This window comes from Aliiroseovarius sp. S1339, assembly GCF_023195695.1.
Classification (GTDB): domain Bacteria; phylum Pseudomonadota; class Alphaproteobacteria; order Rhodobacterales; family Rhodobacteraceae; genus Aliiroseovarius.
Window position 1 is genome coordinate 75,647 of record NZ_JALPQG010000012.1, and the last position, 25,080, is coordinate 100,726.

Consider the following 25,080-nt stretch of genomic DNA (forward strand, 5'->3'; position numbering starts at 1 on the left):
CGCCCCTGTCGACAAGGTGAAAACACCGCGATCACAGGGATACGAGCAGGGTCGGAGGCTCCGGCCCTCTTTGTATTGTGGTTAACCCGTTGACCAAATTGGAAAATCCAAGACCTGCGGAGCCAACCGCATGGCCCGAATAGAACTTGTAAAGGAACAAAACGCATATGTGCGCTAAAGCAACTATGGAGGAATTCGAAGCCCTCCTGAACGAAAGCTTCGAAATGGACACCCCCGAAGAGGGTTCGGTTGTCAAAGGTAAGGTCATCGCCATCGAGGCCGGCCAAGCCATCATCGACGTAGGTTACAAGATGGAAGGCCGCGTCGACATTAAAGAATTCGCTAACCCCGGCGAAGCCCCTGAAATCGCAGTTGGTGACGAAGTAGAAGTCTTCCTTCGTTCCGCCGAAAACTCGCGTGGCGAAGCTGTTATCTCGCGTGAGATGGCCCGCCGCGAAGAAGCATGGGATCGTCTGGAAAAAGCATATGCCGACGACGCACGCGTCGAAGGTGCAATCTTCGGTCGCGTCAAAGGTGGCTTCACCGTCGATCTGGGCGGCGCTGTGGCGTTCCTGCCCGGCTCACAAGTTGACGTGCGCCCCGTGCGTGACGCTGGCCCGCTGATGGGTTTGAAACAGCCGTTCCAGATCCTGAAAATGGACCGTCGTCGTGGCAACATCGTTGTGTCGCGTCGTGCAATTCTGGAAGAATCGCGTGCCGAACAGCGTGCTGAAGTCATCGGTAATCTGACCGAAGGCCAAGCGGTTGACGGCGTCGTCAAGAACATCACCGAATACGGTGCGTTTGTTGACCTTGGCGGTGTTGACGGTCTGCTGCACGTTACCGACATGGCATGGCGCCGTGTGAACCATCCTTCGGAAATCCTGACGATCGGCGAAACCATCAAGGTTCAGGTCATCAAGATCAACAAGGAAACCCACCGCATCTCGCTTGGTATGAAGCAGTTGCAAGACGATCCGTGGGATCTGGTTGCTGGCAAATACCCGCTGGAAACAACCCACACTGGCCGCGTGACCAACATCACCGACTACGGTGCGTTTGTTGAGCTTGAGCCGGGCGTCGAAGGTCTGGTGCACGTGTCCGAAATGTCGTGGACCAAGAAGAACGTTCACCCCGGCAAGATCGTGTCGACCTCGCAAGAAGTCGAAGTCATGGTGCTGGAAATCGACAGCGCCAAACGCCGCGTTTCGCTTGGTCTTAAGCAGACCATGCGCAACCCATGGGAAGTGTTTGCAGAAACACACCCCGAGGGCACCGAGGTCGAAGGCGAAGTCAAGAACATCACCGAATTCGGCCTGTTCATTGGCCTCGACGGCGAAATCGACGGCATGGTTCACCTGTCCGACATCTCTTGGGACCAGCGTGGCGAAGAAGCCATTCAGGACTTCAAGAAGGGCGACATCGTCAAAGCTGTTGTCTCGGAAGTTGATACCGACAAAGAGCGTATCTCTCTGTCGATCAAAGCCCTGGACGGCGACCCCTTTGCAGACGCCATTGGCGGCGTGAAGCGCGGTTCGATCATCACTGTTGAAGTGACCTCGATCGAAGAAGGCGGCATCGAAGTCGAGTATGAAGGCATGAAATCCTTCATCCGTCGTTCGGACCTGTCGCGCGACCGTGCCGAGCAGCGCCCCGAGCGTTTCCAGGTTGGTGACAAGATGGACGTCCGCGTGACCAACGTGGACAGCAAGTCGCGTCGTCTGGGTCTGTCGATCAAAGCACGCGAGATTGCCGAAGAAAAAGAAGCCGTCGCACAATACGGCTCCTCGGACTCCGGCGCATCGCTGGGCGACATCCTTGGTGCAGCGCTGAAGCAGGACGACTAAGTTCCGCACCGTTAAAAACACGAACGGCCCCGTACGATGTGCGGGGCCGTTTTGCGTCGAATCAACAGCTCACGCTGCACCGCAACAATCTGCGGCAACCTGGCGCTGGACCATTTGCTGGCGCGGCATCTGGCGAGAAATCCCAAGAAAATGATACGATTCACGCCAAAATCACCTCTTGAACGCGGCAATGCTTGTATCTCGCGCGGCTGTTTGCTCCTATAATCCGACGGAATAAGGATGCAAAATCCATTACATAGCCAATTTTGGGGGGCCTAGAATGATCCGGTCGGAACTGATCCAAAAGATCGCGGATGAAAACCCGCACCTTTATCAGCGCGACGTTGAGCGTATTGTAAACACGATCTTCGAAGAGATTATCGAAGCGATGGCCAAAGGAGACCGGGTCGAACTGCGCGGCTTTGGCGCATTTTCCGTCAAGAAGCGGGATGCTCGTATTGGGCGTAATCCCCGGACGGGTGAGTCGGTCGAGGTCGAGGAAAAGCACGTGCCTTTCTTTAAGACCGGCAAGCTTCTTCGGGACCGTTTGAACGGCAAGTAAGAGGTATCTATGCGATACATTCGTTACGCATTTCTGGTGACCCTAGCGGTTGCCCTGATCACCGTCGCTCTGGCAAACCGAGCATTCGTTACCGTGCACCTGCTGCCAGAGGAACTGTCTGGCTTTCTGGGCTGGAGCTGGTCGCTGACGCTGCCTTTGTTCGTGGTGATCTTCGCGGGCGTGATCGCCGGGGTTCTGATCGGCTTCATTTGGGAATGGCTGCGCGAACACAAGATCCGTGCCGAAGGCGCGCGCACCCGCAAGGAACGCGACCAACTGGCACGTGAGGTCAAAAACCTGCGCGACCAACCCAAGGCCCGCACCGGTGACGATGTGTTGGCTTTGATCGACGACGCTGGCTGAGCACAATGAGCGCAATTGTTAAAATCTGCGGTTTGAAGGAACCGCAGCACGTCAAGGTCGCGGCCAGTTCTGGTGCGCGCTATCTTGGCTTTGTGTTTTTTCCAAAAAGCCCGCGCCATGTCAGCCTGCCTGACGCGGCCGCATTGATGGCTGATGTGCCGATTGGCGTGGCCAAGGTCGCGCTGACTGTAAATGCAGATGACGCGACGCTTGACCAGATCGTCCAAGAAACGACGGTGGACATACTTCAACTGCACGGATCGGAAAGCCCCGAACGGGTGGCGCATGTCAAAGCCCGTTTCGGTCTGCCGGTGATGAAGGCCATTGGCATTGCAGGACCGGACGACGTGGCGCAGATCGACCAATATGCCTCGGTCGCCGATCAATTGCTGATTGACGCGAAGGCGCCCAAGGGGGCGGACCTTCCCGGTGGCAATGGGGTCACGTTTGATTGGCGGTTGGTGCAACGGAAATACTGGCCTTGTCCGTGGATGTTGGCCGGTGGTCTGACGCCGGAAAATGTCGCCGAGGCAGCCCGGCTGACGGGCGCAAAGCAAGTGGATGTGTCGTCAGGGGTTGAATCCGCGCCGGGGATCAAGGATGAGGGGCTAATCGCGGCCTTTTGCGCCGCCGCACAGGCTGCCGTATAGGGGGAGTGAGCCCATGGCCAACGATCTTTTCAACAGCTTCATGAACGGCCCGGACGAAAAGGGCCGGTTCGGTGATTTCGGCGGGCGCTTCGTGTCTGAAACCTTGATGCCGCTGATCCTCGACCTTGAGGCGGAATATGAGAAAGCCAAGACTGACGATAGTTTCTGGGCCGAGATGCAATACCTCTGGACCCACTATGTTGGCCGGCCCAGCCCGCTTTATTTTGCCGAAAGCCTGACCGAACGTTTGGGTGGTGCGAAAATCTATCTGAAACGGGACGAGCTGAACCACACCGGCGCGCACAAAATCAACAATGTGCTGGGTCAGATTCTTCTGGCCCGTCGGATGGGTAAAAAGCGGATCATTGCGGAAACCGGGGCAGGGCAGCACGGCGTTGCCACGGCGACGGTCTGCGCCAAGTTTGGTCTGAAATGTATCGTCTATATGGGCGCTCATGACGTGCAGCGCCAGGCCCCGAACGTGTTTCGCATGCGCCTTTTAGGGGCAGAAGTGATCCCCGTCAGCTCGGGTCGCGGCACGTTGAAAGACGCGATGAACGACGCGCTGCGTGACTGGGTGACGAACGTGTCAGACACGTTCTATTGCATTGGCACAGCGGCAGGTCCGCACCCTTATCCCGCAATGGTGCGCGATTTCCAGTCGATCATCGGCAAGGAAGCGAAAGAGCAGATGCAAGAGGCCGAAGGCCGCCTGCCCGACACGATTATTGCGGCGATTGGTGGCGGATCGAACGCCATCGGCTTGTTCCACCCGTTCCTTGATGATGACAGCGTTCGCATTATTGGTGTGGAAGCTGGCGGCAAAGGCGTCAATGACGACATGGAGCATTGTGCCTCCCTAACCGGCGGACGCCCGGGCGTGCTGCACGGCAACCGTACCTTTTTGTTGCAAGATGATGACGGGCAAATCCTTGATGGATACTCTATCTCGGCCGGTCTGGATTACCCAGGTATCGGGCCGGAACACTCGTGGCTGCACGAAATCGGTCGCGCCGAATACGTTGCCATCACTGACAAAGAGGCACTGGACGCATTCCAACTGTGTTGCGAGACGGAAGGGATCATCCCTGCGCTCGAACCCTGTCACGCCTTGGCGCATGTCGCCAAGATCGCGCCGGACCTGCCCAAAGACCACATTATCTGCATGAATATGTGTGGGCGCGGTGACAAAGATATCTATACCGTCGCGAAGTATCTGGGCTTTGATATGTCCGACACCGAAGGCCGTGCTGCGGACTAACGCAAGTCAGTCCATCGACGCGGCAATCGCGCGAAACATGTCGACATTGGCGTCGTGGGCGCCGTCTTCGCGGAACCCACGATCCGCCCCGTTGGCGGCAATCACCACGTTGCGGGCACTGTCGATAAAGATGTACTGCCCGTAAATGCCGCGGGCGAAATACTCGCCCTCGGGCGCGTCGGGCGCGATCCACCATTGGTATCCGTATTGTTCTTCTCCGGGGGCCGTGCGTGCTGATGGGCGTGTGGAGTGCACAACCCAGTCAGCCGGCACGATCTGGCTACCGTTCCATGTGCCACCTTGCAGGAACATCTGTCCAAAGCGGGCATAGTCACGGGCGCGCAGATTCAACCCGCCCAGCACGAAGGCCGCGCCGTAACCATCTGTCAGGTAATAGGGATCGGCCTCGAACCCCATGTTCTGCACCACATGTTTCTCAAGCAAGTCAGGAATTGTTTGCCCTGTCGCGCCCCGGATCACCATGCCGATAATATGCGTGTCGATCGAGACATATCTCCAAGTCTCGCCGGGGCCAATGAAGGTTTCGGTCAGGCCAGCGGCGAATTCATCCATTGACTGACCCAAGGCCAGAACGCGGCCCATGCGGTTGATGTCGGAATCGAAGTCCAGATAATCCTCGTTGAAGACCACGCCCGAGGACATGTTCAGAACATTGCGGATCGATGCGCCCTCATACGCGCTGCCGCGAAGCGCGGGCGCATATTGTTCGACCGGATCGTCCAGCGATGCAATCGCGCCCTGTTCCAAAACAATGCCGGTCAGCGCGGACAGGAAGCTTTTGGCAACCGACCAACTGATGCGGCGATCTTCGGGCGATGTGCCAAGGTGATAGCTTTCGTGGCGCAGCTTGCCGTCTTGCAACACCACCAGCGCGGTCACGGCCCGGTCACTGAGCCACTGTTGCGCGCCTTCGGGCAGGGTGATGGTTTCCCCGGCGCGCAAGGCTGAGGCTGGACCATCGCCACGCGACATTGGTTTGGTCAGAAATGCACGATCCATATTCGAAAAATTCTGAACGATCTTTTCCTCGGAAAACAATGAGTTCACCGCCAGCAGCCTGCCGACCTCTTCCCGTTTCCAGATCGCCGCCACGATAATCAACAAACCAATGACCAGCACGGCCTGCATCAGCCGCTTTAGAATGCTACGCATGTGACTTCTCATTTTTTCCGACTAAGGTGGCGTCCAATCCACCCATCGTCCATGGAAATCGACACGACCAAACGTCAACTTTTCGCCTTCGGGCCATAAGTTCAGGGTGATGGCCGCACCTTCGCCGCGCCGGTCGTCAGCCTCCATCGACAGATGCGCAACAGGTCCGTTTTGCGACGCACCCCGGATGGCCGCAGTGCAGCAGGTCTGTGTCTCAGGCGGGAAATACTGCCACGCGATGGTGTGATAGACCAATGTCAGATGATCGGGTGATGCGTGTTCAAGCTGTGCTTCCAACCATGCAGCGGCATCGCCCGCATCCACCTGCGCATCAAGTACCTGCATGACGGCGCGGGTGCGCGCTAGCCGTTCCGGCTGATCCGCCCACAAGTACGAAACAAGCCTAAGCGCATCGTCAGGGTCGCCCGCATCCATCGGCATCAGGTCAACTCCGCGACGGGCTGCGATTGTCGGTGGCTTGCCATCGGGTTGGTCACCGCGCCAATCGGGGGTCAGCGTGATGGCAGGGTCGCGCGTGCCGATCTGTCCGCCGGGCAGGGCCAGCGCAAAACGATCCCACATCAGGTTCAGCCCCGCGCTCGCGCCCAGTTCATACATATGTATCGGCAAGTCATACCGCGCCGCCAACCAGTGGCCAGCGGCGATCAAAATCGCAGCGCGGCGCACCTCGTTGGTTTGCGGCGGGTTGTCGAGCCATTGGTTCAGCACATCGGGGTGGTCGCGCATGGCGACTTCGACCGCGGCCCAAAGGGTGGCGTCGTCCGGGGCAGTTTTCGGCGGATAGACCGCGACAAGGTCCGCGCATTTTCCGGTCAGAACCAACGCGTGCAGGCCCGCCAACAACCGCAGCGGGACACTGTCGGCAAACGCCCCCATATCTCCGGGCCAGTTGAACATCCGGTCGGACAGCGGCGTGCCCGGGCGAAGTCGTTCTGCGATCAGGCGCAATACGCGCGCGGTAAAAGGCGAGTCCAATCGTTCGTTGTTGCATGCCTGAACCTCGAACGCATCGCGCAGGCTCATGAAAACTTGTCCATCAGCTTCTGAAGTGGGTTGCGGGTGTCGACGACCTTGGCCGGTTTTTCGGGGTTCGGGGCAGGCGCTTCGGTTGTGGGCGCGTCCGGTTTCGGCTTGTTGGTCGAAGACCGGGGCGGATTCACGCGTCGCCCGATGGCATTCATGAATTTCCCGCTGTCGCCTTCGGCCAAGTCGACAGCCCCGTCCGCACATCCGCGCAGCACATCGTCCAGCCAGCCTTCGTCGGCCTTGGCAAAATCGCGCAGGACATAAGATGAGACCGCATTCTTGTTGCCCGGATGCCCGATACCGATGCGCACGCGGGTGTAGTCAGCGCCGATATGGGCATGAAGGGACCGCAGCCCATTGTGCCCCGCGTGCCCGCCGCCCTGTTTGACGCGGCACTTGCCGGGGGCAAGGTCCAACTCGTCGTGGAATACGATTACGTCGGCCGGTGTCAACTTATAAAACCGCATCGCCTCGCCGACCGACTGGCCGGACAGGTTCATGAAGGTTTCAGGCTTCAGAAGAAGAACCTTCTCACGGCCCAAACGGCCTTCGGACATGGCGCCTTGAAACTTGCCGCGCCACGGTGCGAAGCCATGATCCTCGGCGATTCGGTCCAGCGCCATGAATCCGACATTGTGGCGGTTGCCCGCGTATTTCGGGCCGGGGTTACCAAGTCCCACGAAGATTTTCATCGGCAGGCCTTTCTTCTGGACATTTCGCGCGATCCCCTAACATTCTAGGGTTCGAACAGGGTAAAGGTCCCATTAACGGGTTGCAATCACTGCATTACACGCCAGCAAAAGGAGTCCGTTTTGCCTCGATTTCACCTAGACGGCTTCACTCTGGAAATCCCGAAGCACTGCCTCAATTCGGCGATTGAGACAGCGATTGAACAGGGCCATTATGAGGCGAAAGAACTGGCCGGGATCAAACGACACCTGAAGCCCGGCGATCGCGTTCTGGATCTGGGTGGCGGTGCGGGCTATTTGGCGTTGCAGGCGGCAAAGGTCGTGGGGGCGCAAAACGTGACAACGGTCGAGGCCAATCCAGAAATGGTGCATGTGATCGGCAAAAATCTTGCGCTGAACGACGCCGTTGACCTTCGGGTGCTGCACGGCGCTGTTGTTGCCGATGACTTCACACAAGACTCGGTTTCGTTCGAAGCCAGAGCAGCCTTTTGGGCATCATCAATCCTGAAAGGTTCTCCGGGAAAGAAATCCCAACTGATAGACGTGCCCGCGCTGAAACTGCGCGATCTTTTCCAAGCCTGCGAGCCAAGCTTCGTTGTGATGGATGTTGAGGGCGCAGAGGTCGCGTTGGCGCAACAAGACTGGGTCGAAACGGTGCGCCTTGTGATCATGGAAATCCATCCGCAGCTATACAGCCCGCGGGTCATTCAAAAGATTTTCGATGGGCTATCGCGGGCTGGTTTTGCCTATATGCCATGGGGGTCGCGCGGAAACGTTGTTGTTTTCCAAAGGCTCACCGCGGATTGAGCCACAAAAAAAGCGGACCCCAAAGGGCCCGCTTTCCAATCATCCAAACGGACGATCTTATTCTTCAGACTTCATTTCAGTCGCTTCGACTTCGTCTGCTGCGACCTCTTCGGTCTCTTCTTCTTCCTCATCAGCCGAACGCAGCGAGCTTGGTGCTGAGATGTTGGCGATCACGAAGTCACGGTCAACGGTGACTTTCGCGCCTTTGGGCAGGTCCACATCCGAGATGTGGATGACGTCGCCGACTTCGCGGCCCGTCAGGTCGACCACGATCTGCTCGGGGATTTCACCCGCCATGACGTTCAGTTCGACTTCCGGGCGCACAACGGTCAGAACACCGCCACGCTTCAGGCCAGGCGCTTCTTCTTCGTTGGTGAACTCAACGTGAATGAACAAGCTGATCCGCGTGTTGCGGTGCAGCCGCATCAGGTCGAGGTGGGTTGGAAGATCTTTCACGACGTCACGCTGAACGTTCCGGCAGATGACGCGGAAGTCATCTTCGCCGTCGACCTTCAGGTTCCAAAGGGTTGAAAGGAAGCGGCCAGCGCGCAGCTTTTTCAGCAGCTCGTTGAAGGGGATGTTGATCGGCAGCGGGTCTTCACCACCACCATACACGATACCGGGTACGAAGCCTTCGCGGCGAGCTTGACGAGCGGCCCCCTTGCCTGTCCCCGTCCGTACCGTGGCGACTAGATCAGGAATCTGTTTTGCCATGGAAATTCTCCAGTTTGTTGATGCGGGAATCCTCCAAGGGTGTAAGCCCCGCAGTTGAAGCCGTGCCTATAGACCGGGGATGGTCAAAAGGAAAGGGGTTTCTTGCCCAACTGATCGTCTGACACGTTGTGTTCCAACCGTTTCCGGGCTGCGATCCGTTTCTCGTCCTTCTGTTGTTTCAAAAGGGCGTCGGTTGCTGATTTTCGCCCAAAGGCCAGCCGCGCGGCCGCGACGAAAGCTTCGCGTTCAGCGCGCGCGCGTGCCAGATCGGTGTTGAGCTTCGCCAACTCCCGCTCGGCCCACCGTTGCCAGGTGTCATAATGCCCGCTCGTCAAGGATAGCGGTAAGGCGTCGCCCTGTTCGGTTGATGGCGTCGAATACAGCCGCGCGCGCAGTTCTGAAATGCGGGTGTCCAACGCTTGAATGGCTCGGTTGTGGCGTGAGAGGTCGGCCATTGCGGCGTCGTGTTGCATGGCCGCCAATTCGTTCAAGGCTGTAAGTTGGTCGCTCATCCATTATCCCCAAAAATACCTTGCGCCCGCTTGCGCATCTTCTCGGAAAATCGGATGGCGGCCGCGACGGCCTTGTATTGGTCGGGGGGAATTTCTTCACCGATCTCAACGGTCGCAAAAAGCGCACGCGCGGTTGGCGGGTCGCTGTGAATCGGTACGCCGTTTTCATTTGCGGCCTCGCGGATACGCCCAGCTATCTCGTCCACACCTTTGGCAACGCAAATGGGCGCTTCGCCTGCCATGCGAGACCATTGCAACGCCACCGCATAATGTGTGGGGTTCACCACAATCACGTCAGCTTCGGGCACGTCAGCCAGCATCTGATTCATCGCGATGTCATAACCCTTTTGGCGGCGTTGCGCCTTCATATGTGGGTCACCCTCGTTCTGTTTTATTTCGTCCATCAGGTCTTTGTGGGACATGCGGTTTTTGCGCAAATGCTCGTGATGTTGCCAGAAATAGTCGATGCCGCCGATGATAAGCGAGATCAACAGGACAAGCGCGAAAAACTTGACGCACAACTTCAGCAGGACAACGGTTGTCATGCCCGCACTCAGCGACATGGTCGCAAGCATTTCGGGCAGGTTCACCCAGATGAACACACCCAACACAAGCGCATAGATCGTCAGTTTGACGAAGCTTTTGAAAAACTCGAACAAGCCGGATCGGCCGAACTTGTTCTTGGCGTTTGAGATCAGGGACAGCCTGTTCAGCTTCGGCTGTAACTTTTCAGGTGCGACAATAAAGCTTCGGGTGGCGATCGTCAGGATCAGAACGGCTGCCGCTGGCGCAAACAGCCATGGCGCCACTTGTTGGCCGATGCCCGCGAGAAGTGTTCCGGAAAAGGGGGCACCGCTGCGAAATACGCTGTCTGCGATCTGGTCGGACCGGGCAAGGACACCTGCAAGAAGTTCACCTAGGCCTTTCAAGCTGGCCGCCCCAACCGATGTCGCAACCACCAAAAGCGCCATGTAAGACATCGCCGTGTTCAGGTCGGCAGAACGCGCAACCTCGCCGCGCTTTCGGGCATCGTCCAGCTTCTTCTGGGTTGGTTCGTGTTGCTTGCTGTCGTCGTCTTCGGTGTCGGACATCACCAGCCTCCGAACGGATTGGCAAGTCTTGCCTCAAGTGCTGCTTGCCAGATGGGCAGCAACAAAGGGGCCGTAAGTAGCAGCAGGATTAAGCCACCCGCGGTGATCGCAGGTGCGCCGACAAAGGCGACCATCAACTGTGGCATGGCGCGGTTGATGACCCCCAGCGCGACATTATACAGCAGCGAGACGATGACGAACGGGGCTGCCAGCGTGAAGGCCAGCGAAAAAGCCCCGGCGATCTGAGCGATACCCCAATCAGAAAAAGCCTGCGCCTCTGGAAACTGCCCGACTGGAAACACGCGATAGGTCAGGATCAGACCTTCCGCCAGCTTGACGTGCAGGCCCAGCATGACCGCCAGCGCCAGGCCAGCCACCACCAGAACATGTCCGATCGCCGGTTGCGGGTCGGCATTCGCTCCGCCCATCAACTGCGCCAAAGACGTTGACTGCGCCGCGATGCTGCCTGCGACCTGAAGCGCCATGATCATCAGACGGATGGCGATGCCAAAACCCAGTCCGATCACAGGCTCGGAGATATAAAGAAGGCCAAGGCTGGGCAACATCGTTTCCATCGCAAAATCGGGCGCGACGCTGGGGGCGACAATCACCGTGAAGGCCAATGCCAGAAACAGGCGTACCCGGGCGGGAACCGATTTCTCGCCAAATGCAGGCAGAACAGCCATCGCCGCGCCAACCCTAAGAAAGACAACCATGCCGTGTTGCAGAAGTTGCTGGGCAAGGTCGGATATCTGCGCCAACGCCTCGATCATGCCGGGATCATCCCGACCAAAGACGGCTTTGCGTCTGTGCCGATTTCCTCGAATGAAAGAACGGGGTTCGCGATGCCCTTGGCGGACAGGACCGTCTTCAAGAAGCGTCGCCGCCGCGATGAGGTCACAACAGCCGGATAAATCCCATTCTCGCCCGCCCGCGCAATCTTGTCGGCGACCGAATTTGCAAGGCGATTGAATTCTTCGGGCGGCAGAGCGACATCACTGCCCCGATCGCTGTCAAGTTGGTGCGATTGGAACGTCGCTTCCCATTCCGGGGCAAGCTGGACCAACGGTACCGTGCCATCCTCGCGTTTCAGGTCTGCGATCAGTTGGAATCCAAGGCGCTGACGAACATATTCACAGATCGCATCCGGCGACGGGAATGTCGGGCGTGCCTCTGCGATACTTTCAATGATTAGGGGTAGGTTGCGGATCGACACACGTTCTTCCAACAACAAGCGCAACACCGCATGCAGTAGGTCAAGCGGGACTTTTTCGGGCACAAGTTCGTCCAGCATGCGGCGGTTGGCTTCAGCCCGTGGAGCGTCGGACAGGTTGACGAACTCATCCAGAAGCCGACGCAACGCCTTGAACCCCAATAGCCGCGGGAAGTTGCGCTTCATCACCTCAAGCAGGTGGGTTGCAAGCACCTCCGTCGGTGCAATAACGGCGCAGCCCGACAGCACGGCATCTTCCTGCGCGTCTTCGCTGATCCAGCGGGCGGGTGCTCCATAAACGGGTTCTTTCACGTCTTCGCCGTCAGGCACAACGTCGTCGTCACCGGACAGGATGACCAGCGCACTGTCTGCCCGCAAGATATTGCGGACCTGTTCGACGCCCTGAATTTTGATTGCATAAGTGCCTGATGGAAGCGTGCTGTTGTCCGTCAGTCGAATTTCGGGAAGGATCAATCCAAACGAGCTGGCAATGTGATTTCGAATGCTCGCAATTCGGGCATCCAGCCCGGTGGCAGGGTCCAGCACCATCGACACCAGATCAGGCGCAAATTCGACATGAATGTCATCCAGATCGAGGATGTCCCCAAGGCTTTCCTTATGCGGGGATGTGTCGATATCGACCAATTCGGCCTCGCCCTTTTGCGCCTCTGCAAGTTGGACCTGATGGCCTTTCCAAGAGGCCGCCCCCAAGGCAATTGCGCCCAGCATGAAAGGCACAAATGGCAAGCCCGGCACGAATCCGAACAGTGCCATCAGCACCCCCACCGTAGCCAGTGCCGACGGGTATTTTCCGAGCTGCGAGAACAACGCGAGGTCGGTTGACCCAGAGGTGCCCCCGCGCGCCAACAGAAGGGCCGAGGCGATGGAAATAACCACCGCCGGGATCTGTGTAACCAGCCCGTCGCCAACCGTCAGGATTGCGTAAGTCTGGAAAGCGTGTGCGATTTCCATGTCGTGCACGAACACACCAATGACCAACCCCATCACGAGATTTAGGAAAGTGATCAGCAGACCGGCGACCGCATCGCCCTTTACAAATTTTGATGCGCCATCCAGCGACCCGAAAAAGGTGGTTTCAGCCTGTTCTTTTTCGCGACGCGCTTTGGCTTCGGTATGATCAATTGCGCCCGCGGACATGTCACTGTCGATCGCAAGTTGCTTGCCGGGCATGCCGTCCAGTGCGAAGCGGGCGCCGACCTCGGCCATGCGGGCCGCGCCTTTGGTGATCACGATGAAATTCACGATCAAGAGCACGCAAAAAACGACAAGCCCAAGCAGGATGCTGCCGCCCATGACGAAACTGGCAAAGCCTTCAATGACACTGCCAGCGGCAGAGGTGCCGGTGTGACCCTGTCCGATGATCAGCTTGGTGGACGATACGTTGAGGGATAAACGCAGCATCAGCGAAGCCAGAAGCACAGTTGGAAACGCCGAAAAATCCAGTGGGCGCTCGATGAAAAGCGTCACAGTAAACATCAGGATCGCCAGCGCGAACGATGCGGCAAGCCCAACGTCCAGCACCCAAGCGGGCATCGGCAGGATCATCATCACGATGATCGCCATCAACGCCAGCGCAAGCAGAATGGTCGGGTGAAATATGTCCTTAAGAGCGGGCATTACCATAATCCCCTTGGTGCCATGGTCAGCAAGCTTCCGAATCCGGTGGCCGGAGTTTGCGGAACGAGCGATCCAAGCAGGGTGACGCCGCCGCTTTGCGTGAGCAGCGGGAACCTGTTCTCACGTGACACGGTGTCTGCTGAGGCCCGCGCTATGATCGCCGGTGGTTTTGTAGCTGCTGAACGGGGAAACTTGGCTGGAGCAGACTCTTGCGCCAAATACTGCGCCCGATTTGCTGCAAACCGCTGTTTGTAGCGGTCTGCGAGGCCCGGCGTACGCGAATGGAATGCACCTGCAGCGGACCTCCAGTCGCCAAATTCCTGATATAGTTCTGATAGAAACTGTGCCGCATAAAGCGCGTTGCGTTGTGGGTCGAACATCTCGTCCAGCGAGGTGAAATGCTGGTGATGCCATTTGTAGTTGATCTGGAAACAACCGACGTCGAAGCTGCGCGCGCCTTTTTTGAAATGGCGGTAGACATACGTTTTCGCGTCTTGCAGCGTGTCAAACCATGTGCCCGCGCCCTCCATATTCACTGTCCAGGGCCATGATCTCTGTTCACCGGAATGGTTGCGGCCAGTCTCGGTCAGCGAAATGGCCTTCAGAACTGACACTGGCACGCCGGACTGCAGCGCGGCGACCTCTGCTGCGCGCTCGCAGACTTCGCCGATGGCTGGTAAGCCTGACGCCGACGAGGTTGCCGTGGCCATGAACAGGCACGTCCAAAGGACGGCGAGATTTAACAATGCCTGGCGCATCATCGACCGATATGTCTTGCCCTGAAGGTTGGCGAAAGTGTTCCGGATGGGCATCGTCGCGCATTCCTGCTTCTGTGTGCCACCCAACCTAGTGGCCCATGCTTAACAAGCAGTAACCACGACACCGCCTAAAGTGTCGGAGTTTTTTTCAGGGCGTTTTCAATTCTTTCTCGGTTTTCTCGGCTGCCATCAATCAGGGCGCGAAATGCGGTGAGCGACGTTTCTGCATTCTGATCGTTGTCATCACTGGGCGGCATCTCATCTGATTGTGGCGCCGGCGCGGCAAACTGGCCGGTAGCGCTTAGCGCCGCTGTTCGCAATCGCTGAGCCTCGGGACTGGTCAACCCAGCAAGGTAGCCAAGCGCGACCTTGGCGTCGCCGTCGGCAAGGGCGGCCTTTGCGATCAGTAATCGCGCCTCACGTCCCGGCGCGGATGGTTGCTTCAAGAGTATTTCTTTCGCACCCGTTGGGAACCCCAAGTTAAGTAATCTGTTGGCCATCGAAACACGCGTTGCTTCGCTGGCCTCAGGCCAGAACGGCTGCCCGATTGTGAATCGAAGGAAAGTCCCATCTGACGCCGATTTCGTTAGAGCCAAGCCGAATTCGTTCAATATCGCGACGTGCCCGTCATTGTGACGGTCCGGAAAGTTTTTCATGTCTCCCAACTTCGCCCGAGCTTCGTTGAAACGCGAAACATGGATCAGTACCCTACCTTCCGCTATGGCAAGGTCGGCCCCTTTTTCGGTATTCTTGTGTTCAAGTGCAAGCGAAGCCAAAAGCTCCAATGTGCGGTTCGGTATGCCTTGCCGATTTTTGATTTGGTTTTCGACAAGCAAAAGCATCGCCTCGACAGAATTATGGTCGTCGGTGTCGACAATCTTGGCCAGCGTTTCGCGGGCTTGCGTCTTGTTTCCGGTTGCCAAAGAAAGCTGAGCTTCAGACAGGGCGTGGGCGGTATCTGTTGGCTGTGCGCCGCGTTGGATGATGCCGTTAATTTCGATTGCAGTTTCGGTGTCCCCAATGGCCAGAAACTTGCGCATCAACATGGGACCGAGATGAACACGGAGATGGCGCGGTAAGACAGAAAACTCCGATATCACAGCGGCCCTGTTGATGTTCTGATTTCGAGGCAGGCGGGGATGGGACAATACAGCCCAAAGCACAACCGGACCGTCGCATGTCAGCTGTGCCGTCATACGGGCGAAATCTGCTGACGCGCCAGTTTCCACAATGTCTGCCATAAGTCGCAGGTTGGCGTCGTCAACCAACGTCCCATCATAAACGTTCATGTAGGTTTGCGCCTCCGCCCCTAGGGTCAGATAGATTTGATGGCGCAGGAATTGCTCGAAAGTTCCGGGGTCAGTTTTGTCAAATTCCGTCACCAGATCTGCCCGGTGCGCTGCGAAATCTAACGGGCTGTCGGCACCCACACCCCAGTCGGCGATCGCGAAAGATTCGACCGGAAAGCACGCTAATCCGGTGTCCGTGGCCGCCTGCCGACCATTCGACCGGCCTAGATCCCGATCGACTGAGGTCTGAACGCGTATGTGCTCATTGGGGAATCGCGGCAGCGCCAATGGTTCGGACTGCTGTGGTCGCTCGGCCAACTGCGGGTTTGGCTGCGGATCGACATCAGGCGGCGCAGGGGTGGTTGGAGCGACTACCAGCCCTTGTGATGCGGCCCGTGCCAGTTGTCTGAGCAGCTTTTCTTCGGTCAGTGGGTGGGACTCAGCGGCCGAGGCCTGACTTGTTGACTTGACATTTTCATAGTTTTCTTCGGGTTGGTTGCGCGTTTCAGTTAGGCCGCCTGAAGCCACATCTGCGGCAATCGGAAGCCCACGCCGGGCAGATTGAGCGCTGAGCAGAGGTTTGGGTGCTTTGTCGGCATCTGCCTTTTGAACCTCACTTTGCGAATTAACGTCATTGCTGGGCGGTGGCGTATCGGTGATGTCGATCACGAATTGCCCACCTGGCAACGTTTCTGTCAGGGCGCTACAGTTACACTGCACCCCGATGTCTAGAATCCCACCCGCAGGGGACGTCAGATCAGTAATACGTTGGCGCGGGATCAAATCAAAGACGCCCGTCGTGCGGAACCAGTCCGTATTGTTGCCTGTTGTCAGCCTGAAGCCCGTTTCGGTGCGCGTGAAAATGGGTGTGTCGGCTTGATCGACATAGACGACCAACCGGGAAAAGTCCGCATGTTCGCCCGATCTGACGGTGATCTCTTTCGCCGTCAGGACAGCCGGCAAACAGCATATGAAGCACGAGAGGAGAGCCGAAATACGCATCAGCCCGCCCGCTTTGTTTCTTTCAAAGCAGCCTCAAGATCCGAGAAGCTGGGACGGTGATGTCCGGGTGTGTGTTGGCGACCAACTTCAATGCAGATGTTGACCGAATGATTGTAGAGGTTGGCGACCAGCACTTCGCGGATCAGTTGATAGAAATGGGCATCCTCTTCGACGACTGTTTTCACCTTGGCTGAGAAAGGGCCCACCAAACCATAGGCCAGAAAAACACCCAGAAACGTCCCGACTAACGCGCCACCAATCATTTTCCCTAGAATTTCAGGCGGTTGATCGATTGATCCCATTGTCTTGATCACCCCCAATACGGCGGCGACAATCCCTAGGGCGGGCAGGCCGTCTGCGACCGTCTGAAGCGCGTGACTGGAATGAAGCGCGTGATGCAGATTGGCATCCATCCGCTTTTCAAGAACTTCCTCGACCTGATGGGGGTCGTCATAGTTCATTGAAGCGGATCGAAGGGTGTCGCAGATTAGTTCCACCGCCTCGTGATCCGCGAGAATGTTGGGATAACGAGCGAAGATCGCACTGTCTTGCGGGCTCTCGATATGCTCCTCTAACGCGACCGCGTTTTGTCGAGCCTGACGGATCAATTCGAACAAAAGGCACAGTAGATCGCGGTAGTCGGCAGGTTGCCATTTCGGACCTTTGAAGACCTTGCCGATATCCTTTAGCGTTTGTTTGATTGCGGACATGTCATTTGAAATGAAAAAGGCCCCGACGGCTGCGCCACCGATCATCGTAAACTCGAACGGAAGGGATTTCAGGATAATCCCCATCTTACCACCGGCGGCCAGATAGCCGCCAAAAACCATCACAAAAATTAGCCCGATGCCGACAAAACCGATCATTCTGACCTCCTTGAACTGGTTACGCCACTGTCACGTCAAACTGGCAGTTTGGGGTTAATAAACCGCAACTGTTTCCTAGTTTGTTGGCACTTCCGAATTACGGCCGACAAAAACGACGCTAATTGCATAGGCTGCTTGCGGGTCCAGCCCAGCCATGATTTGGGCGGCGACTGCTGGCTTCATCCGCGACAGGAAACCTGCGGCGAATTCCGGGTCCATCGTTTCGAACAGGGGAATCGCCTGTTTTGGTTTCATGTTCTCATAAAGGGCAGTCAGGCGCGCCAGATCGTCTGATGCCGCTGTCGTCGCAAGCGCCATCGTGGATGCCAGACGGTCTTCGGCGACCACCAGTGCCTGCATTTTTTCCGTCAGGTTTTGGTCGGCTTCGGCAAGGGTTTCCAGACGAGCCTCAAGCGCGGTTTCCTTTTCGATCAAGGACGTTTCCCGCTGTTGGAGGGCGGACAAGACGGCCTCGATGTCAGCTTCTGTAGTGCAGGCGGGCATTTCATCATGGCGGGCTGATGTGCCGCGCAGCAAGTCGGTCACATCATCGGCGACGGCGATCCCCAACCCACCTAATCGCATCAATCCCGATGCACCCAACAGCAGCGCGAGCGTGAGGAGTGTGCGGCGGCCGACAGCTCGGCGGCGTGCTGCCTTTTGGCCTTTTCGTGCGCGTGTCATTCTGCCGCCTCCATAACGCGATGGCTGAAGAACATGAGCGGCGCATTGTCAGCGCTCTTACGCTGCGGGGGGGCTGGCAAAGGAGTCGACGGCTGCGCATCAGGCGTTGGCGTGCGGTCATGGTCCGGTAAATCGTGCAGGCTGGCCATCATCAGCTCCAACTTCTGGGCCGATGCCTCGGCGCGCTCGGTCAGGTCGGTCAAAACCGCTGCACTTTGGCCAGCCGCGTCTCGGGCGTTATTCAGCGACGTTGTCATGTCGTCAACTTGTGCTGACAGCACCGCGACCGCCCCGCCCATGCCGTTTTGAAGATTGTTAAACCGGCGCAAGCGCCTGGAAAGCACCATGCAATAGATTGCGGCACCTATTGCACCGATGCCCAACATGATGTCAGCGAAAATGTCCATACTCTCTCCTCCCGATTAATTGAGGACGAATTCAAGAATCAGCAAATCACGCACCCGACCTTCGCCGGTGACCAACTGGATGCGCCGCAGCATCTGTGCGCGAAGCTTGATCAGCGCAGCGGGATCTTCCAGCATCGCGACCTCGACCGCCCTGAGATATGAATTGAGCACGTCAATGACGCGCGGCAACAGGTTGGTGACGTCCGCCTCATAGCCTGGCACAACTTCGAGCGACCCGCGAAACCGCAGATGACGGCTTCGTCCCGAAGCGCCAAGTGATATCACAAGCGGCTCTAATTCAACGAAGGCAACCGCTGGCAGGTCGGCGACCGATTTGTCGTGTTCTGGTGTGGCTTCGTGATCCGATGCCCCGCCAATTAACCCTGAATATGTCGCGAAGAACCCGCCGCCGCCTAAGGCAAGCGCCAGCAACAGCCCGAACAGAAGCCCCTTTTTGGACTTCTTTTTCGGCGCGTCTGCGTCGGTTTCGATGGTCTGTTCGGTATCGGCCATGGGTACACCCAGAGAATTTTGTTCGAATCGTTATAAGCCGCCGGCCACTAACCAATTGTTAAGGGCAATCGGCGAAGACTGTGAATTGTGACGGGGGCAGAAGCCCGCTCGATTAAAGGAGTTGCGTCTTGCAGCAAATCGCCTCGGTATGGGCCAGTTTGGATATGCGGAAACGCCTGATAGTGGTGGCGTCCACGTTGGCGATGTTTGTGGCGGTGATCGGGCTGTCGCGCATGGCAACGTCGATGCAAATGACGCTTCTCTATGCTGGTCTGGAAAGCGGGGCGGCGGGTGATGTCGTGAAAGCGCTGGAAGCGCGGGGCGTTGTCTATGACATTCGTGGTGGATCGATCTTCGTCGACACCGCCCAACGCGATAGTCTGCGCATGACCCTTGCCAGCGAAGGCCTGCCCGCCAATGGCGGCAAGGGGTACGAACTGTTGGATGGGCTCAGCGGGTTCGGGACAACCTCGCAAATGTTTGACGCAGCCTATTGGCGCGCAAAAGAAGGTGAATTGGCGCGAACGATCGTTGCCAGCCCGATGATCCAGAATGCGCGCGTGCACATTGGCAACACATCGACCCAGCAGTTTCGTCAACGCAACGAGCCGTCGGCATCGGTGACGGTGACCACGGCCAGCGGCACGCTGCCTGGGTCGCAGGCGAAAGCCCTGAAATTTCTTGTGGCATCCGCCGTGCCGGGCCTGTCGCCGGATCGCGTTTCGATCATTGACAGCCGGGGCGGACTCATTGCCAGCTGGGACGATCGATCAGACCTGCCGAGCCTCGCCTCTGATCGCGCTATGGTTTTGAAGCAGAACGTTGAACGGTTGCTGGAGGCGCGAGTCGGCTTCGGCAACGCCGTGGTCGAGTTGAACGTGGAAACTGCAACTGAGCAGGAATCCATTCTTGAGCGGCGATTTGACCCTGAGGCGCGCGTGGCCGTGTCGACCGACACGCTGGAGACATCAAATTCCGCCAAAGACAGCGAAAGTGCGGGCGTTACGGTGGCGTCGAACCTGCCGGATGGAGACGCGGCGGCTGGCGGTAACTCCTCGTCCAACACGTCGGAAACACGGGAGCGCATAAATTATGAAGTGTCAGAAACCACGCGCGAGGTGGTCACGACCCCCGGCGCGGTCAAACGCCTGACTGTCGCCGTGCTGATCGACGGCATAATGACAACGGACGGAAACGGAGATGAGGTCTGGACAGCACGCAGTGCAGATGAGCTGGCCAGCTTGCGCGAATTGGTTGCTGGCGCGGTCGGGTTCAACGAGGCGCGGGGCGATCAGATCACGATAAAATCATTGCAGTTCGAACCTGTCCCCATCTCTGGCAGCGCGCCCGCAAACGGGTTTCTGTCCGGCTTGGCGATTGATGTTATGTCTTTGGTGCAGATGGTTGTGCTGGCAGTCGTCACGCTTGTGCTTGGGCTGTTTGTGCTGCGCCCGATCCTCGCGTCGCGCCCAGCCTTGGCCAGCACGGGCGCGGCGGCGGAATTGCCGGGGCCGCTTGAGGCTTCTGGTTCACCTAATGTTGCGCCGGCATTGGCGCAGCCAGACCCCGCGGGTTCGTCCGATTTGCCAGCGGTGCTGGGCGGATCGACAGGAACCGAGATCATCGCCACAGACCTTGCCGACATGACCGGCCCCGACCCGGTGGAGCGTCTGCGCAATCTGATCGCTGAACGACAATCTGACACCGTTGAAATCCTGCGTGGCTGGATGGAAGAGGATGAGGAGGTCGCGCGATGAACAAACCCCTGACCCTTGAGGATTTCGATTTGGCCAACTTGTCTGGCGCGCCGTCCGGTGCGCAGCGCATTGCTGAGGCTGAACTGGAAAAGATCCGGTTAACCTCCTATGAGACGGGATATAGCGCCGGTTGGGACGACGCGCTGAAGGAATCGGACGGCGACAAAGGTCGGATTGAAGCAGAGTTTGCCCGCAATCTGGAAGACCTCGGGTTTACCTTCCACGAGGCAAGAAGCCATGTTTTGGGTTCGCTCGAGCCGCTATTGCGCGCGATCGTCGACACGCTTTTGCCAGAAGTGGTGCAAGAAGCGCTGGGTCACGTCATCAATGATGAACTGTTGCCGTTAGCCGAACAGGCTGCTGACACCCCAATCGAAGTGCGCGTATCTGCAGGCAGCCGCCCGATGCTGGATCACCTCATGGGGCGCGTCAATGCGACGCCGCTGGAAATTTTCGAAGATGACACTTTGCCTGACGGTCAGGTTTTTCTGCGTTCCGCCTTGTCCGAGCGGTGCATCGACCTGACCTCGGCACTTGCGCGCATCAAAGGCGCGGTCAACGCACTTTATGACATAAACGAAAAGGCATTCGACCATGGCTGATCCCCAAACCCCACGTGATGCGCCCGCCGCCGCCAGCCCATTCGTGCAAGTTCCAATCGAGATTACGATCTCGGTTGGGCGTGCGCGCCCCACGGTAAAAGAATTACTGCAGCTGTCACAGGACACTGTCTTGCCTTTGGACAAGCGGATCGAAGACCCGGTTGAACTTTACGTGGGGGACAAGCTGATCGCTCGCGGCGAACTGGAAGAGATGGAGGGCGATCCACAAGGTCGTCTGGCCGTCCGCCTGACCGAGATCGCTGACTTGAAATCCGGCCTATGACGCGCGACGGGGACGCCCAATGGTCCAATTGGTGGGGTCTGTTGACCCTAGTTGTGGTCATCTTTGTCGCCACGACTGGTGTGGCAAACGCGCAGGACATCACCCTTTCGCTCGGGGAAGACGGATCGCTGGCGACCCGGACCATCCAGGTTCTGGTGCTGGTGACCGTACTGAGCCTTGTGCCGGGTCTGGCGGTTATGGTGACATGCTTCCCGTTCATCGTGACGGTGCTGTCCATCCTGCGACAAGCCATTGGGTTGCAACAATCACCCCCGAACATGCTGATCGTCAGCCTCGCACTTTTCCTAACCTATTTCATTATGGAGCCTGTGTTCTTAGAGGCTTGGACCCAAGGTGGGCTGCCCTTTTCCGAAGGCGCGTTGGAGATTGAACCCGCCTTCATGGCAGCGATCGAGCCTTTCCGCATATTCATGGCCGCCCGTATCGACCCAGAAACCTTCGAACATCTGGCGATGCTGCGCGAGCAGACTGCGGGTCTTGAGATCGGAAACGAGGCGCCTTTGTCGCTTCTGGTGCCTTCGTTCCTGTTGTCCGAGGTTGAACGCGCGTTTCAGATTGGGTTTCTTGTGTTCTTGCCGTTTCTCGTCATCGATCTGGTTGTCGCGGCAATCCTGATGTCGATGGGCATGATGATGGTGCCGCCCGCCATCGTATCGCTGCCCTTCAAACTGGCCTTTTTTGTCGTGGCGGATGGGTGGACGTTGCTGTCTGGCGCGCTGGTGCGAAGCTACTTCTGACGCTGCGTCGCAGCGCTACGTTTCCCAGTCACCTGAGAAACCCTTCGGAATATGCAGGATCGACCGGTCCACAGTGTTGATATCGGTGTGGCCGCAGAATGCCATCGAGATTTCCATTTCCTTATGGATCACCTCAAGCGCTCTGGTCACCCCTTCTTCCCCCATCGCGCCCAAACCATAGGTGAATGCGCGCCCGATATAAGTGCCCTTTGCCCCCATCGCGACAGCTTTCAGGGCGTCCTGGCCTGACCGGATGCCGCTGTCCAGATGCACCTCGATCTTATCGCCCACCGCATCAAGGATTGCGGGCAATGCGCGGACCGAACTGAGCGCGCCGTCCAACTGACGCCCGCCGTGGTTGGACACGATGATGGCATCCGCGCCAACATTCAGGGCTTGAATGGCGTCTTCTGGCTCGATGATGCCTTTGATGATCAAAGGGCCGCCCCACATTTTTTTGAACTGGCGGATACGGTCCCAATCCAGCGACGGATCAAAGGCTTGCGCGGTCCAGGTGCTTAGCGACGATGGATCTTCGACGCCCTCGGCGTGTCCAACGATATTGCCAAAAAAGCGCCGCTTGGTGCCCAGCATCCCCAAGCCCCACCGGACCTTGGTCATCATATTGGCAATCGACGCAGGCGTCAGTTTGGGCGGCGCTGACAGCCCGTTTTTCAAATCCTTGTGACGCTGCCCAAGAACTTGCAAATCCACAGTGATCACAATGGCCGAACATTGGGCGGCGCGGGCGCGATCAAACAATCGTTGCATGAAGTCGTCGTCTTTCAGGGTGTAAACCTGAAACCAAAAGGGGGCGGTCGTGTTTTCTGCCACATCCTCGATCGAGCAAATGGACATGGTGGAAAGCGTGAAGGGCACGCCAAATTTCTCGGCGGCGCGGGCGGCTTTGATTTCCCCATCGGCGCATTGCATGCCGGTTAACCCAACCGGAGCCAGCGCGACGGGCATCGCGACATCCCGCCCAATCATCGTCGAGCGTGTGGACCGATTGTCCATGTCGACCGCCACTCGTTGACGGAAATAGAGCTTGTCGAAATCTGAACTGTTTTCGCGGAAGGTTTGTTCCGTCCAACTGCCGCTTTCGGCATAGTCGTAGAACATCTTCGGAACCCGCCTTTTATAGATGCGGCGAAGGTCTTCGATCTCGGTGATAACAGGCATGGCTGAGGCTCCGGCGAAAATTGGTAAAGAATTATTACCAGTTGTCTTGGGCCATTGCAATTGTGGCGTGCTGGCTGATCAGGACGCGGTCAGAAATGGCGAAAGCAATAGCAAATCACCTCGCCAAGCGCGCTTGTGTTGCGTTTTCACCGCGCCCTTCGATGGTGCAGGGCGGAGGCGACAAATTTCTTAACAAAGCGAATCACCCATGCTAGCCTTCGGGTAATAAAAACAAAAAATGGCAGGTTAACGGGCATGGAAACGGGCTTTAACGGCACGTTTGTCATCTCATGGGCGCAAACAGAAGTGGACGGATTGCCGGGGGCACCGGTGACGTCACTTGGCGTGGGGTCGAATTGGCGTTGGACGGGGTCACCGTTGCGCGTCGACGGACCACGTGAACTTCGCGACCTTGAGAGTGCAAGCGGAGAACAAGACCTACGCAGGCGGGCTGCGCATAGTGTGCACAAGCTGGTCGGGGCAGCGATCGACCCCTCACGACCCCTAGGGTCACATTCGGTCGATAGTCAGCAATTAAATATGGGTTTCGAGGTCACGGATGGGCATGCAAGCTATGTCGTCACCTTGATTGACGGCGTCGATGATCAGATTCTTCTGATGTTCCTCGGCGAAATGCCACCGGCAAACACAGATTTTTGGGTGGTGCGGGCCAGTATGACCCCCTGTGCTCAAAACCGACTGCTGGAACAGCCGTCCGGTGTGATCTGCTTTGCTCCCGGCACCCGGTTGCGCACCCATAGCGGCGAGGTTTGCGTTGAAGAATTGCGCGAAGGCGATGAATTGCAGACCCGCGACAATGGCACCCAGAAAGTGTTGTGGATCGGAAATAAACGCATCACCGGCGCGCGAATGTTTGCGATGCCTGCACTCCGGCCGATCCGACTCCGGGCCGGGGCAATCCGCTCGGGTCAGCCGGATGCGGATTTGGTCGTGTCGGGCCAGCACCAGATTTTGCTGAATGGCAAACGCGCGCGCGAGTTGTTTAACGAGGATGAAGTTCTGATTTCGGCGCGCGATCTGGTGGATGAACGACGGGTCGTCGTTGACTATACGATCCGCGAGATCGTGTATCACCATGTGCTTTTGGAAAACCACGAGGTCGTATGGGCCAACGGCGTTCCGGCAGAAAGTTTCCACCCGGCGAATGCAGATCTGGACTCTTTGGACCCCGGCCAGCGCGACCGTCTCGTCGAAATGTTCCCGCAACTGGACTTCGACCCCATGGCGTATGGGCATTTTGCGCGGCGCAGCTTGAACAGGGGCGAGGCGGCCATCTTGCGCGGAAAAACCGCATAAGTCGCCTATCAGAGCGTTGACTCCACCACTCACGGCGCTATAAGCCCCAAGTCCGGTCCCGCAAGGGGCCGGTTTTCATTGGTGTTGGTGGCCCC

26 protein-coding genes are annotated in these 25,080 nt (G+C 57.7%); 11 read left to right on the forward strand and 15 right to left on the reverse strand.

Annotated features, from left to right (window positions below):
- Nucleotides 1–167: 167 nt before the first annotated feature.
- From rpsA to trpB, 5 genes are all read left to right on the forward strand, one after another.
- Nucleotides 168–1,847, forward strand: coding sequence for a 30S ribosomal protein S1 (gene rpsA, locus MUY35_RS16140; protein WP_282569328.1), 1,680 nt, complete (start codon nucleotides 168–170; stop codon nucleotides 1,845–1,847).
- A gap of 280 nt (nucleotides 1,848–2,127) precedes the next feature.
- On the forward strand, nucleotides 2,128–2,409 hold the full coding sequence (gene ihfB, locus MUY35_RS16145; RefSeq protein WP_091428481.1) for an integration host factor subunit beta: 282 nt from the start codon (nucleotides 2,128–2,130) through the stop codon (nucleotides 2,407–2,409).
- Between the two features lie 9 nt (nucleotides 2,410–2,418).
- On the forward strand, nucleotides 2,419–2,772 hold the full coding sequence (locus tag MUY35_RS16150; protein ID WP_248370214.1) for a LapA family protein: 354 nt from the start codon (nucleotides 2,419–2,421) through the stop codon (nucleotides 2,770–2,772).
- Nucleotides 2,773–2,777: 5 nt separating this feature from the next.
- Nucleotides 2,778–3,422: a phosphoribosylanthranilate isomerase gene (locus MUY35_RS16155; protein WP_248370215.1), complete on the forward strand. Its 645-nt coding sequence runs from the start codon at nucleotides 2,778–2,780 to the stop codon at nucleotides 3,420–3,422.
- A gap of 13 nt (nucleotides 3,423–3,435) precedes the next feature.
- A complete protein-coding gene (trpB, locus tag MUY35_RS16160; protein ID WP_248370216.1) occupies nucleotides 3,436–4,683 on the forward strand; it encodes a tryptophan synthase subunit beta in 1,248 nt (415 codons plus the stop codon).
- 6 nt (nucleotides 4,684–4,689) lie between these two features.
- On the opposite strand, the gene MUY35_RS16165 is transcribed toward trpB, so the two are convergent.
- From MUY35_RS16165 to pth, 3 genes are read right to left on the reverse strand one after another with little or no spacing between them, the layout of a single operon-like run.
- Nucleotides 4,690–5,856 carry a serine hydrolase gene (locus MUY35_RS16165; protein WP_248370217.1) on the reverse strand — a complete coding sequence of 389 codons (1,167 nt, stop codon included), beginning with the start codon at nucleotides 5,854–5,856 and terminating at the stop codon, nucleotides 4,690–4,692.
- 21 nt (nucleotides 5,857–5,877) lie between these two features.
- The gene (locus MUY35_RS16170; RefSeq protein WP_248370218.1) at nucleotides 5,878–6,900 is read right to left on the reverse strand and encodes a DUF2332 family protein; all 1,023 of its coding nucleotides are present in this window, start codon (nucleotides 6,898–6,900) and stop codon (nucleotides 5,878–5,880) included.
- Nucleotides 6,897–7,595 (reverse strand): aminoacyl-tRNA hydrolase, encoded by a 699-nt coding sequence (pth, locus tag MUY35_RS16175; protein WP_248370219.1) that lies wholly within the window; start codon nucleotides 7,593–7,595, stop codon nucleotides 6,897–6,899. The genes MUY35_RS16170 and pth overlap by 4 nt, the downstream gene beginning before the upstream one ends.
- A gap of 120 nt (nucleotides 7,596–7,715) precedes the next feature.
- On the opposite strand from pth, the gene MUY35_RS16180 reads away from it, so the two are divergent.
- On the forward strand, nucleotides 7,716–8,399 hold the full coding sequence (locus MUY35_RS16180) for an FkbM family methyltransferase (RefSeq protein ID WP_248370220.1): 684 nt from the start codon (nucleotides 7,716–7,718) through the stop codon (nucleotides 8,397–8,399).
- Between the two features lie 57 nt (nucleotides 8,400–8,456).
- On the opposite strand, the gene MUY35_RS16185 is transcribed toward MUY35_RS16180, so the two are convergent.
- The 11 genes from MUY35_RS16185 to MUY35_RS16235 all read right to left on the reverse strand — a co-directional run bounded on the left by MUY35_RS16185 (nucleotide 8,457) and on the right by MUY35_RS16235 (nucleotide 19,086).
- The gene (locus MUY35_RS16185) at nucleotides 8,457–9,113 is read right to left on the reverse strand and encodes a 50S ribosomal protein L25/general stress protein Ctc (protein WP_248370221.1); all 657 of its coding nucleotides are present in this window, start codon (nucleotides 9,111–9,113) and stop codon (nucleotides 8,457–8,459) included.
- 83 nt (nucleotides 9,114–9,196) lie between these two features.
- Nucleotides 9,197–9,625 carry a hypothetical protein gene (locus tag MUY35_RS16190; RefSeq protein WP_248370222.1) on the reverse strand — a complete coding sequence of 143 codons (429 nt, stop codon included), beginning with the start codon at nucleotides 9,623–9,625 and terminating at the stop codon, nucleotides 9,197–9,199.
- Nucleotides 9,622–10,716 (reverse strand): flagellar type III secretion system protein FlhB, encoded by a 1,095-nt coding sequence (locus MUY35_RS16195; protein ID WP_248370223.1) that lies wholly within the window; start codon nucleotides 10,714–10,716, stop codon nucleotides 9,622–9,624. The genes MUY35_RS16190 and MUY35_RS16195 overlap by 4 nt, the downstream gene beginning before the upstream one ends.
- A complete protein-coding gene (locus MUY35_RS16200) occupies nucleotides 10,716–11,489 on the reverse strand; it encodes a flagellar biosynthetic protein FliR (RefSeq protein WP_248370224.1) in 774 nt (257 codons plus the stop codon). Before MUY35_RS16200 ends, MUY35_RS16195 begins: the two co-directional genes overlap by 1 nt.
- Entirely contained in the window at nucleotides 11,486–13,567 is a 2,082-nt protein-coding gene (gene flhA / locus MUY35_RS16205) for a flagellar biosynthesis protein FlhA (RefSeq protein ID WP_248370225.1), read from the reverse strand. Before flhA ends, MUY35_RS16200 begins: the two co-directional genes overlap by 4 nt.
- Entirely contained in the window at nucleotides 13,567–14,379 is an 813-nt protein-coding gene (locus MUY35_RS16210; protein WP_248370226.1) for a transglycosylase SLT domain-containing protein, read from the reverse strand. The genes flhA and MUY35_RS16210 overlap by 1 nt, the downstream gene beginning before the upstream one ends.
- A gap of 74 nt (nucleotides 14,380–14,453) precedes the next feature.
- A complete protein-coding gene (locus tag MUY35_RS16215) occupies nucleotides 14,454–16,616 on the reverse strand; it encodes a hypothetical protein (protein WP_248370227.1) in 2,163 nt (720 codons plus the stop codon).
- The gene (gene motA / locus MUY35_RS16220; RefSeq protein ID WP_248370228.1) at nucleotides 16,616–17,482 is read right to left on the reverse strand and encodes a flagellar motor stator protein MotA; all 867 of its coding nucleotides are present in this window, start codon (nucleotides 17,480–17,482) and stop codon (nucleotides 16,616–16,618) included. Before motA ends, MUY35_RS16215 begins: the two co-directional genes overlap by 1 nt.
- 75 nt (nucleotides 17,483–17,557) lie before the next feature.
- Nucleotides 17,558–18,166: a hypothetical protein gene (locus MUY35_RS16225; protein WP_248370229.1), complete on the reverse strand. Its 609-nt coding sequence runs from the start codon at nucleotides 18,164–18,166 to the stop codon at nucleotides 17,558–17,560.
- Nucleotides 18,163–18,573, reverse strand: a complete 411-nt coding sequence (locus tag MUY35_RS16230; RefSeq protein ID WP_248370230.1) for a hypothetical protein — start codon at nucleotides 18,571–18,573, stop codon at nucleotides 18,163–18,165. Before MUY35_RS16230 ends, MUY35_RS16225 begins: the two co-directional genes overlap by 4 nt.
- Nucleotides 18,574–18,588: 15 nt before the next feature.
- Complete coding sequence (locus tag MUY35_RS16235) at nucleotides 18,589–19,086, reverse strand: flagellar basal body-associated FliL family protein (RefSeq protein ID WP_248370231.1); 498 nt, start codon at nucleotides 19,084–19,086, stop codon at nucleotides 18,589–18,591.
- A gap of 128 nt (nucleotides 19,087–19,214) precedes the next feature.
- Here MUY35_RS16235 and fliF point away from each other — a divergent pair, with 128 nt between their 5' ends.
- Genes fliF through fliP form a run of 4 tightly spaced genes read left to right on the forward strand, consistent with a single transcriptional unit; the run spans nucleotide 19,215 to nucleotide 22,486 of the window.
- Nucleotides 19,215–20,843: a flagellar basal-body MS-ring/collar protein FliF gene (gene fliF, locus MUY35_RS16240; protein WP_248370232.1), complete on the forward strand. Its 1,629-nt coding sequence runs from the start codon at nucleotides 19,215–19,217 to the stop codon at nucleotides 20,841–20,843.
- Nucleotides 20,840–21,445: a flagellar biosynthesis protein gene (locus MUY35_RS16245; protein WP_248370233.1), complete on the forward strand. Its 606-nt coding sequence runs from the start codon at nucleotides 20,840–20,842 to the stop codon at nucleotides 21,443–21,445. The genes fliF and MUY35_RS16245 overlap by 4 nt, the downstream gene beginning before the upstream one ends.
- Complete coding sequence (locus tag MUY35_RS16250; protein ID WP_248370234.1) at nucleotides 21,438–21,728, forward strand: FliM/FliN family flagellar motor switch protein; 291 nt, start codon at nucleotides 21,438–21,440, stop codon at nucleotides 21,726–21,728. The genes MUY35_RS16245 and MUY35_RS16250 overlap by 8 nt, the downstream gene beginning before the upstream one ends.
- Complete coding sequence (gene fliP / locus MUY35_RS16255; protein ID WP_248370235.1) at nucleotides 21,725–22,486, forward strand: flagellar type III secretion system pore protein FliP; 762 nt, start codon at nucleotides 21,725–21,727, stop codon at nucleotides 22,484–22,486. Before MUY35_RS16250 ends, fliP begins: the two co-directional genes overlap by 4 nt.
- A gap of 15 nt (nucleotides 22,487–22,501) precedes the next feature.
- Here fliP and MUY35_RS16260 read toward each other — a convergent pair whose 3' ends face one another.
- Nucleotides 22,502–23,668, reverse strand: a complete 1,167-nt coding sequence (locus MUY35_RS16260; protein ID WP_248370236.1) for an alpha-hydroxy acid oxidase — start codon at nucleotides 23,666–23,668, stop codon at nucleotides 22,502–22,504.
- A gap of 255 nt (nucleotides 23,669–23,923) precedes the next feature.
- On the opposite strand from MUY35_RS16260, the gene MUY35_RS16265 reads away from it, so the two are divergent.
- Nucleotides 23,924–24,985 (forward strand): Hint domain-containing protein, encoded by a 1,062-nt coding sequence (locus MUY35_RS16265; RefSeq protein WP_248370237.1) that lies wholly within the window; start codon nucleotides 23,924–23,926, stop codon nucleotides 24,983–24,985.
- The last annotated feature ends 95 nt before the right edge of the window (nucleotides 24,986–25,080 follow it).

Bases quoted from the DNA above. Each gene is read 5' to 3' on its own strand.
- rpsA (WP_282569328.1), top strand. From the start codon at position 168: ATGTGCGCTAAAGCAACTATGGAGGAATTCGAAGCCCTCCTGAACGAA.
- ihfB (WP_091428481.1), top strand. From the start codon at position 2,128: ATGATCCGGTCGGAACTGATCCAAAAGATCGCGGATGAAAACCCGCAC.
- MUY35_RS16150 (WP_248370214.1), top strand. From the start codon at position 2,419: ATGCGATACATTCGTTACGCATTTCTGGTGACCCTAGCGGTTGCCCTG.
- MUY35_RS16155 (WP_248370215.1), top strand. From the start codon at position 2,778: ATGAGCGCAATTGTTAAAATCTGCGGTTTGAAGGAACCGCAGCACGTC.
- trpB (WP_248370216.1), top strand. From the start codon at position 3,436: ATGGCCAACGATCTTTTCAACAGCTTCATGAACGGCCCGGACGAAAAG.
- MUY35_RS16165 (WP_248370217.1), bottom strand. From the start codon at position 5,856: ATGCGTAGCATTCTAAAGCGGCTGATGCAGGCCGTGCTGGTCATTGGT.
- MUY35_RS16170 (WP_248370218.1), bottom strand. From the start codon at position 6,900: ATGAGCCTGCGCGATGCGTTCGAGGTTCAGGCATGCAACAACGAACGA.
- pth (WP_248370219.1), bottom strand. From the start codon at position 7,595: ATGAAAATCTTCGTGGGACTTGGTAACCCCGGCCCGAAATACGCGGGC.
- MUY35_RS16185 (WP_248370221.1), bottom strand. From the start codon at position 9,113: ATGGCAAAACAGATTCCTGATCTAGTCGCCACGGTACGGACGGGGACA.
- MUY35_RS16190 (WP_248370222.1), bottom strand. From the start codon at position 9,625: ATGAGCGACCAACTTACAGCCTTGAACGAATTGGCGGCCATGCAACAC.
- MUY35_RS16195 (WP_248370223.1), bottom strand. From the start codon at position 10,716: ATGTCCGACACCGAAGACGACGACAGCAAGCAACACGAACCAACCCAG.
- MUY35_RS16200 (WP_248370224.1), bottom strand. From the start codon at position 11,489: ATGATCGAGGCGTTGGCGCAGATATCCGACCTTGCCCAGCAACTTCTG.
- flhA (WP_248370225.1), bottom strand. From the start codon at position 13,567: ATGCCCGCTCTTAAGGACATATTTCACCCGACCATTCTGCTTGCGCTG.
- MUY35_RS16210 (WP_248370226.1), bottom strand. From the start codon at position 14,379: ATGCCCATCCGGAACACTTTCGCCAACCTTCAGGGCAAGACATATCGG.
- MUY35_RS16215 (WP_248370227.1), bottom strand. From the start codon at position 16,616: ATGCGTATTTCGGCTCTCCTCTCGTGCTTCATATGCTGTTTGCCGGCT.
- motA (WP_248370228.1), bottom strand. From the start codon at position 17,482: ATGATCGGTTTTGTCGGCATCGGGCTAATTTTTGTGATGGTTTTTGGC.
- MUY35_RS16225 (WP_248370229.1), bottom strand. From the start codon at position 18,166: ATGACACGCGCACGAAAAGGCCAAAAGGCAGCACGCCGCCGAGCTGTC.
- MUY35_RS16230 (WP_248370230.1), bottom strand. From the start codon at position 18,573: ATGGACATTTTCGCTGACATCATGTTGGGCATCGGTGCAATAGGTGCC.
- MUY35_RS16235 (WP_248370231.1), bottom strand. From the start codon at position 19,086: ATGGCCGATACCGAACAGACCATCGAAACCGACGCAGACGCGCCGAAA.
- MUY35_RS16245 (WP_248370233.1), top strand. From the start codon at position 20,840: ATGAACAAACCCCTGACCCTTGAGGATTTCGATTTGGCCAACTTGTCT.
- MUY35_RS16250 (WP_248370234.1), top strand. From the start codon at position 21,438: ATGGCTGATCCCCAAACCCCACGTGATGCGCCCGCCGCCGCCAGCCCA.
- fliP (WP_248370235.1), top strand. From the start codon at position 21,725: ATGACGCGCGACGGGGACGCCCAATGGTCCAATTGGTGGGGTCTGTTG.
- MUY35_RS16260 (WP_248370236.1), bottom strand. From the start codon at position 23,668: ATGCCTGTTATCACCGAGATCGAAGACCTTCGCCGCATCTATAAAAGG.
- MUY35_RS16265 (WP_248370237.1), top strand. From the start codon at position 23,924: ATGGAAACGGGCTTTAACGGCACGTTTGTCATCTCATGGGCGCAAACA.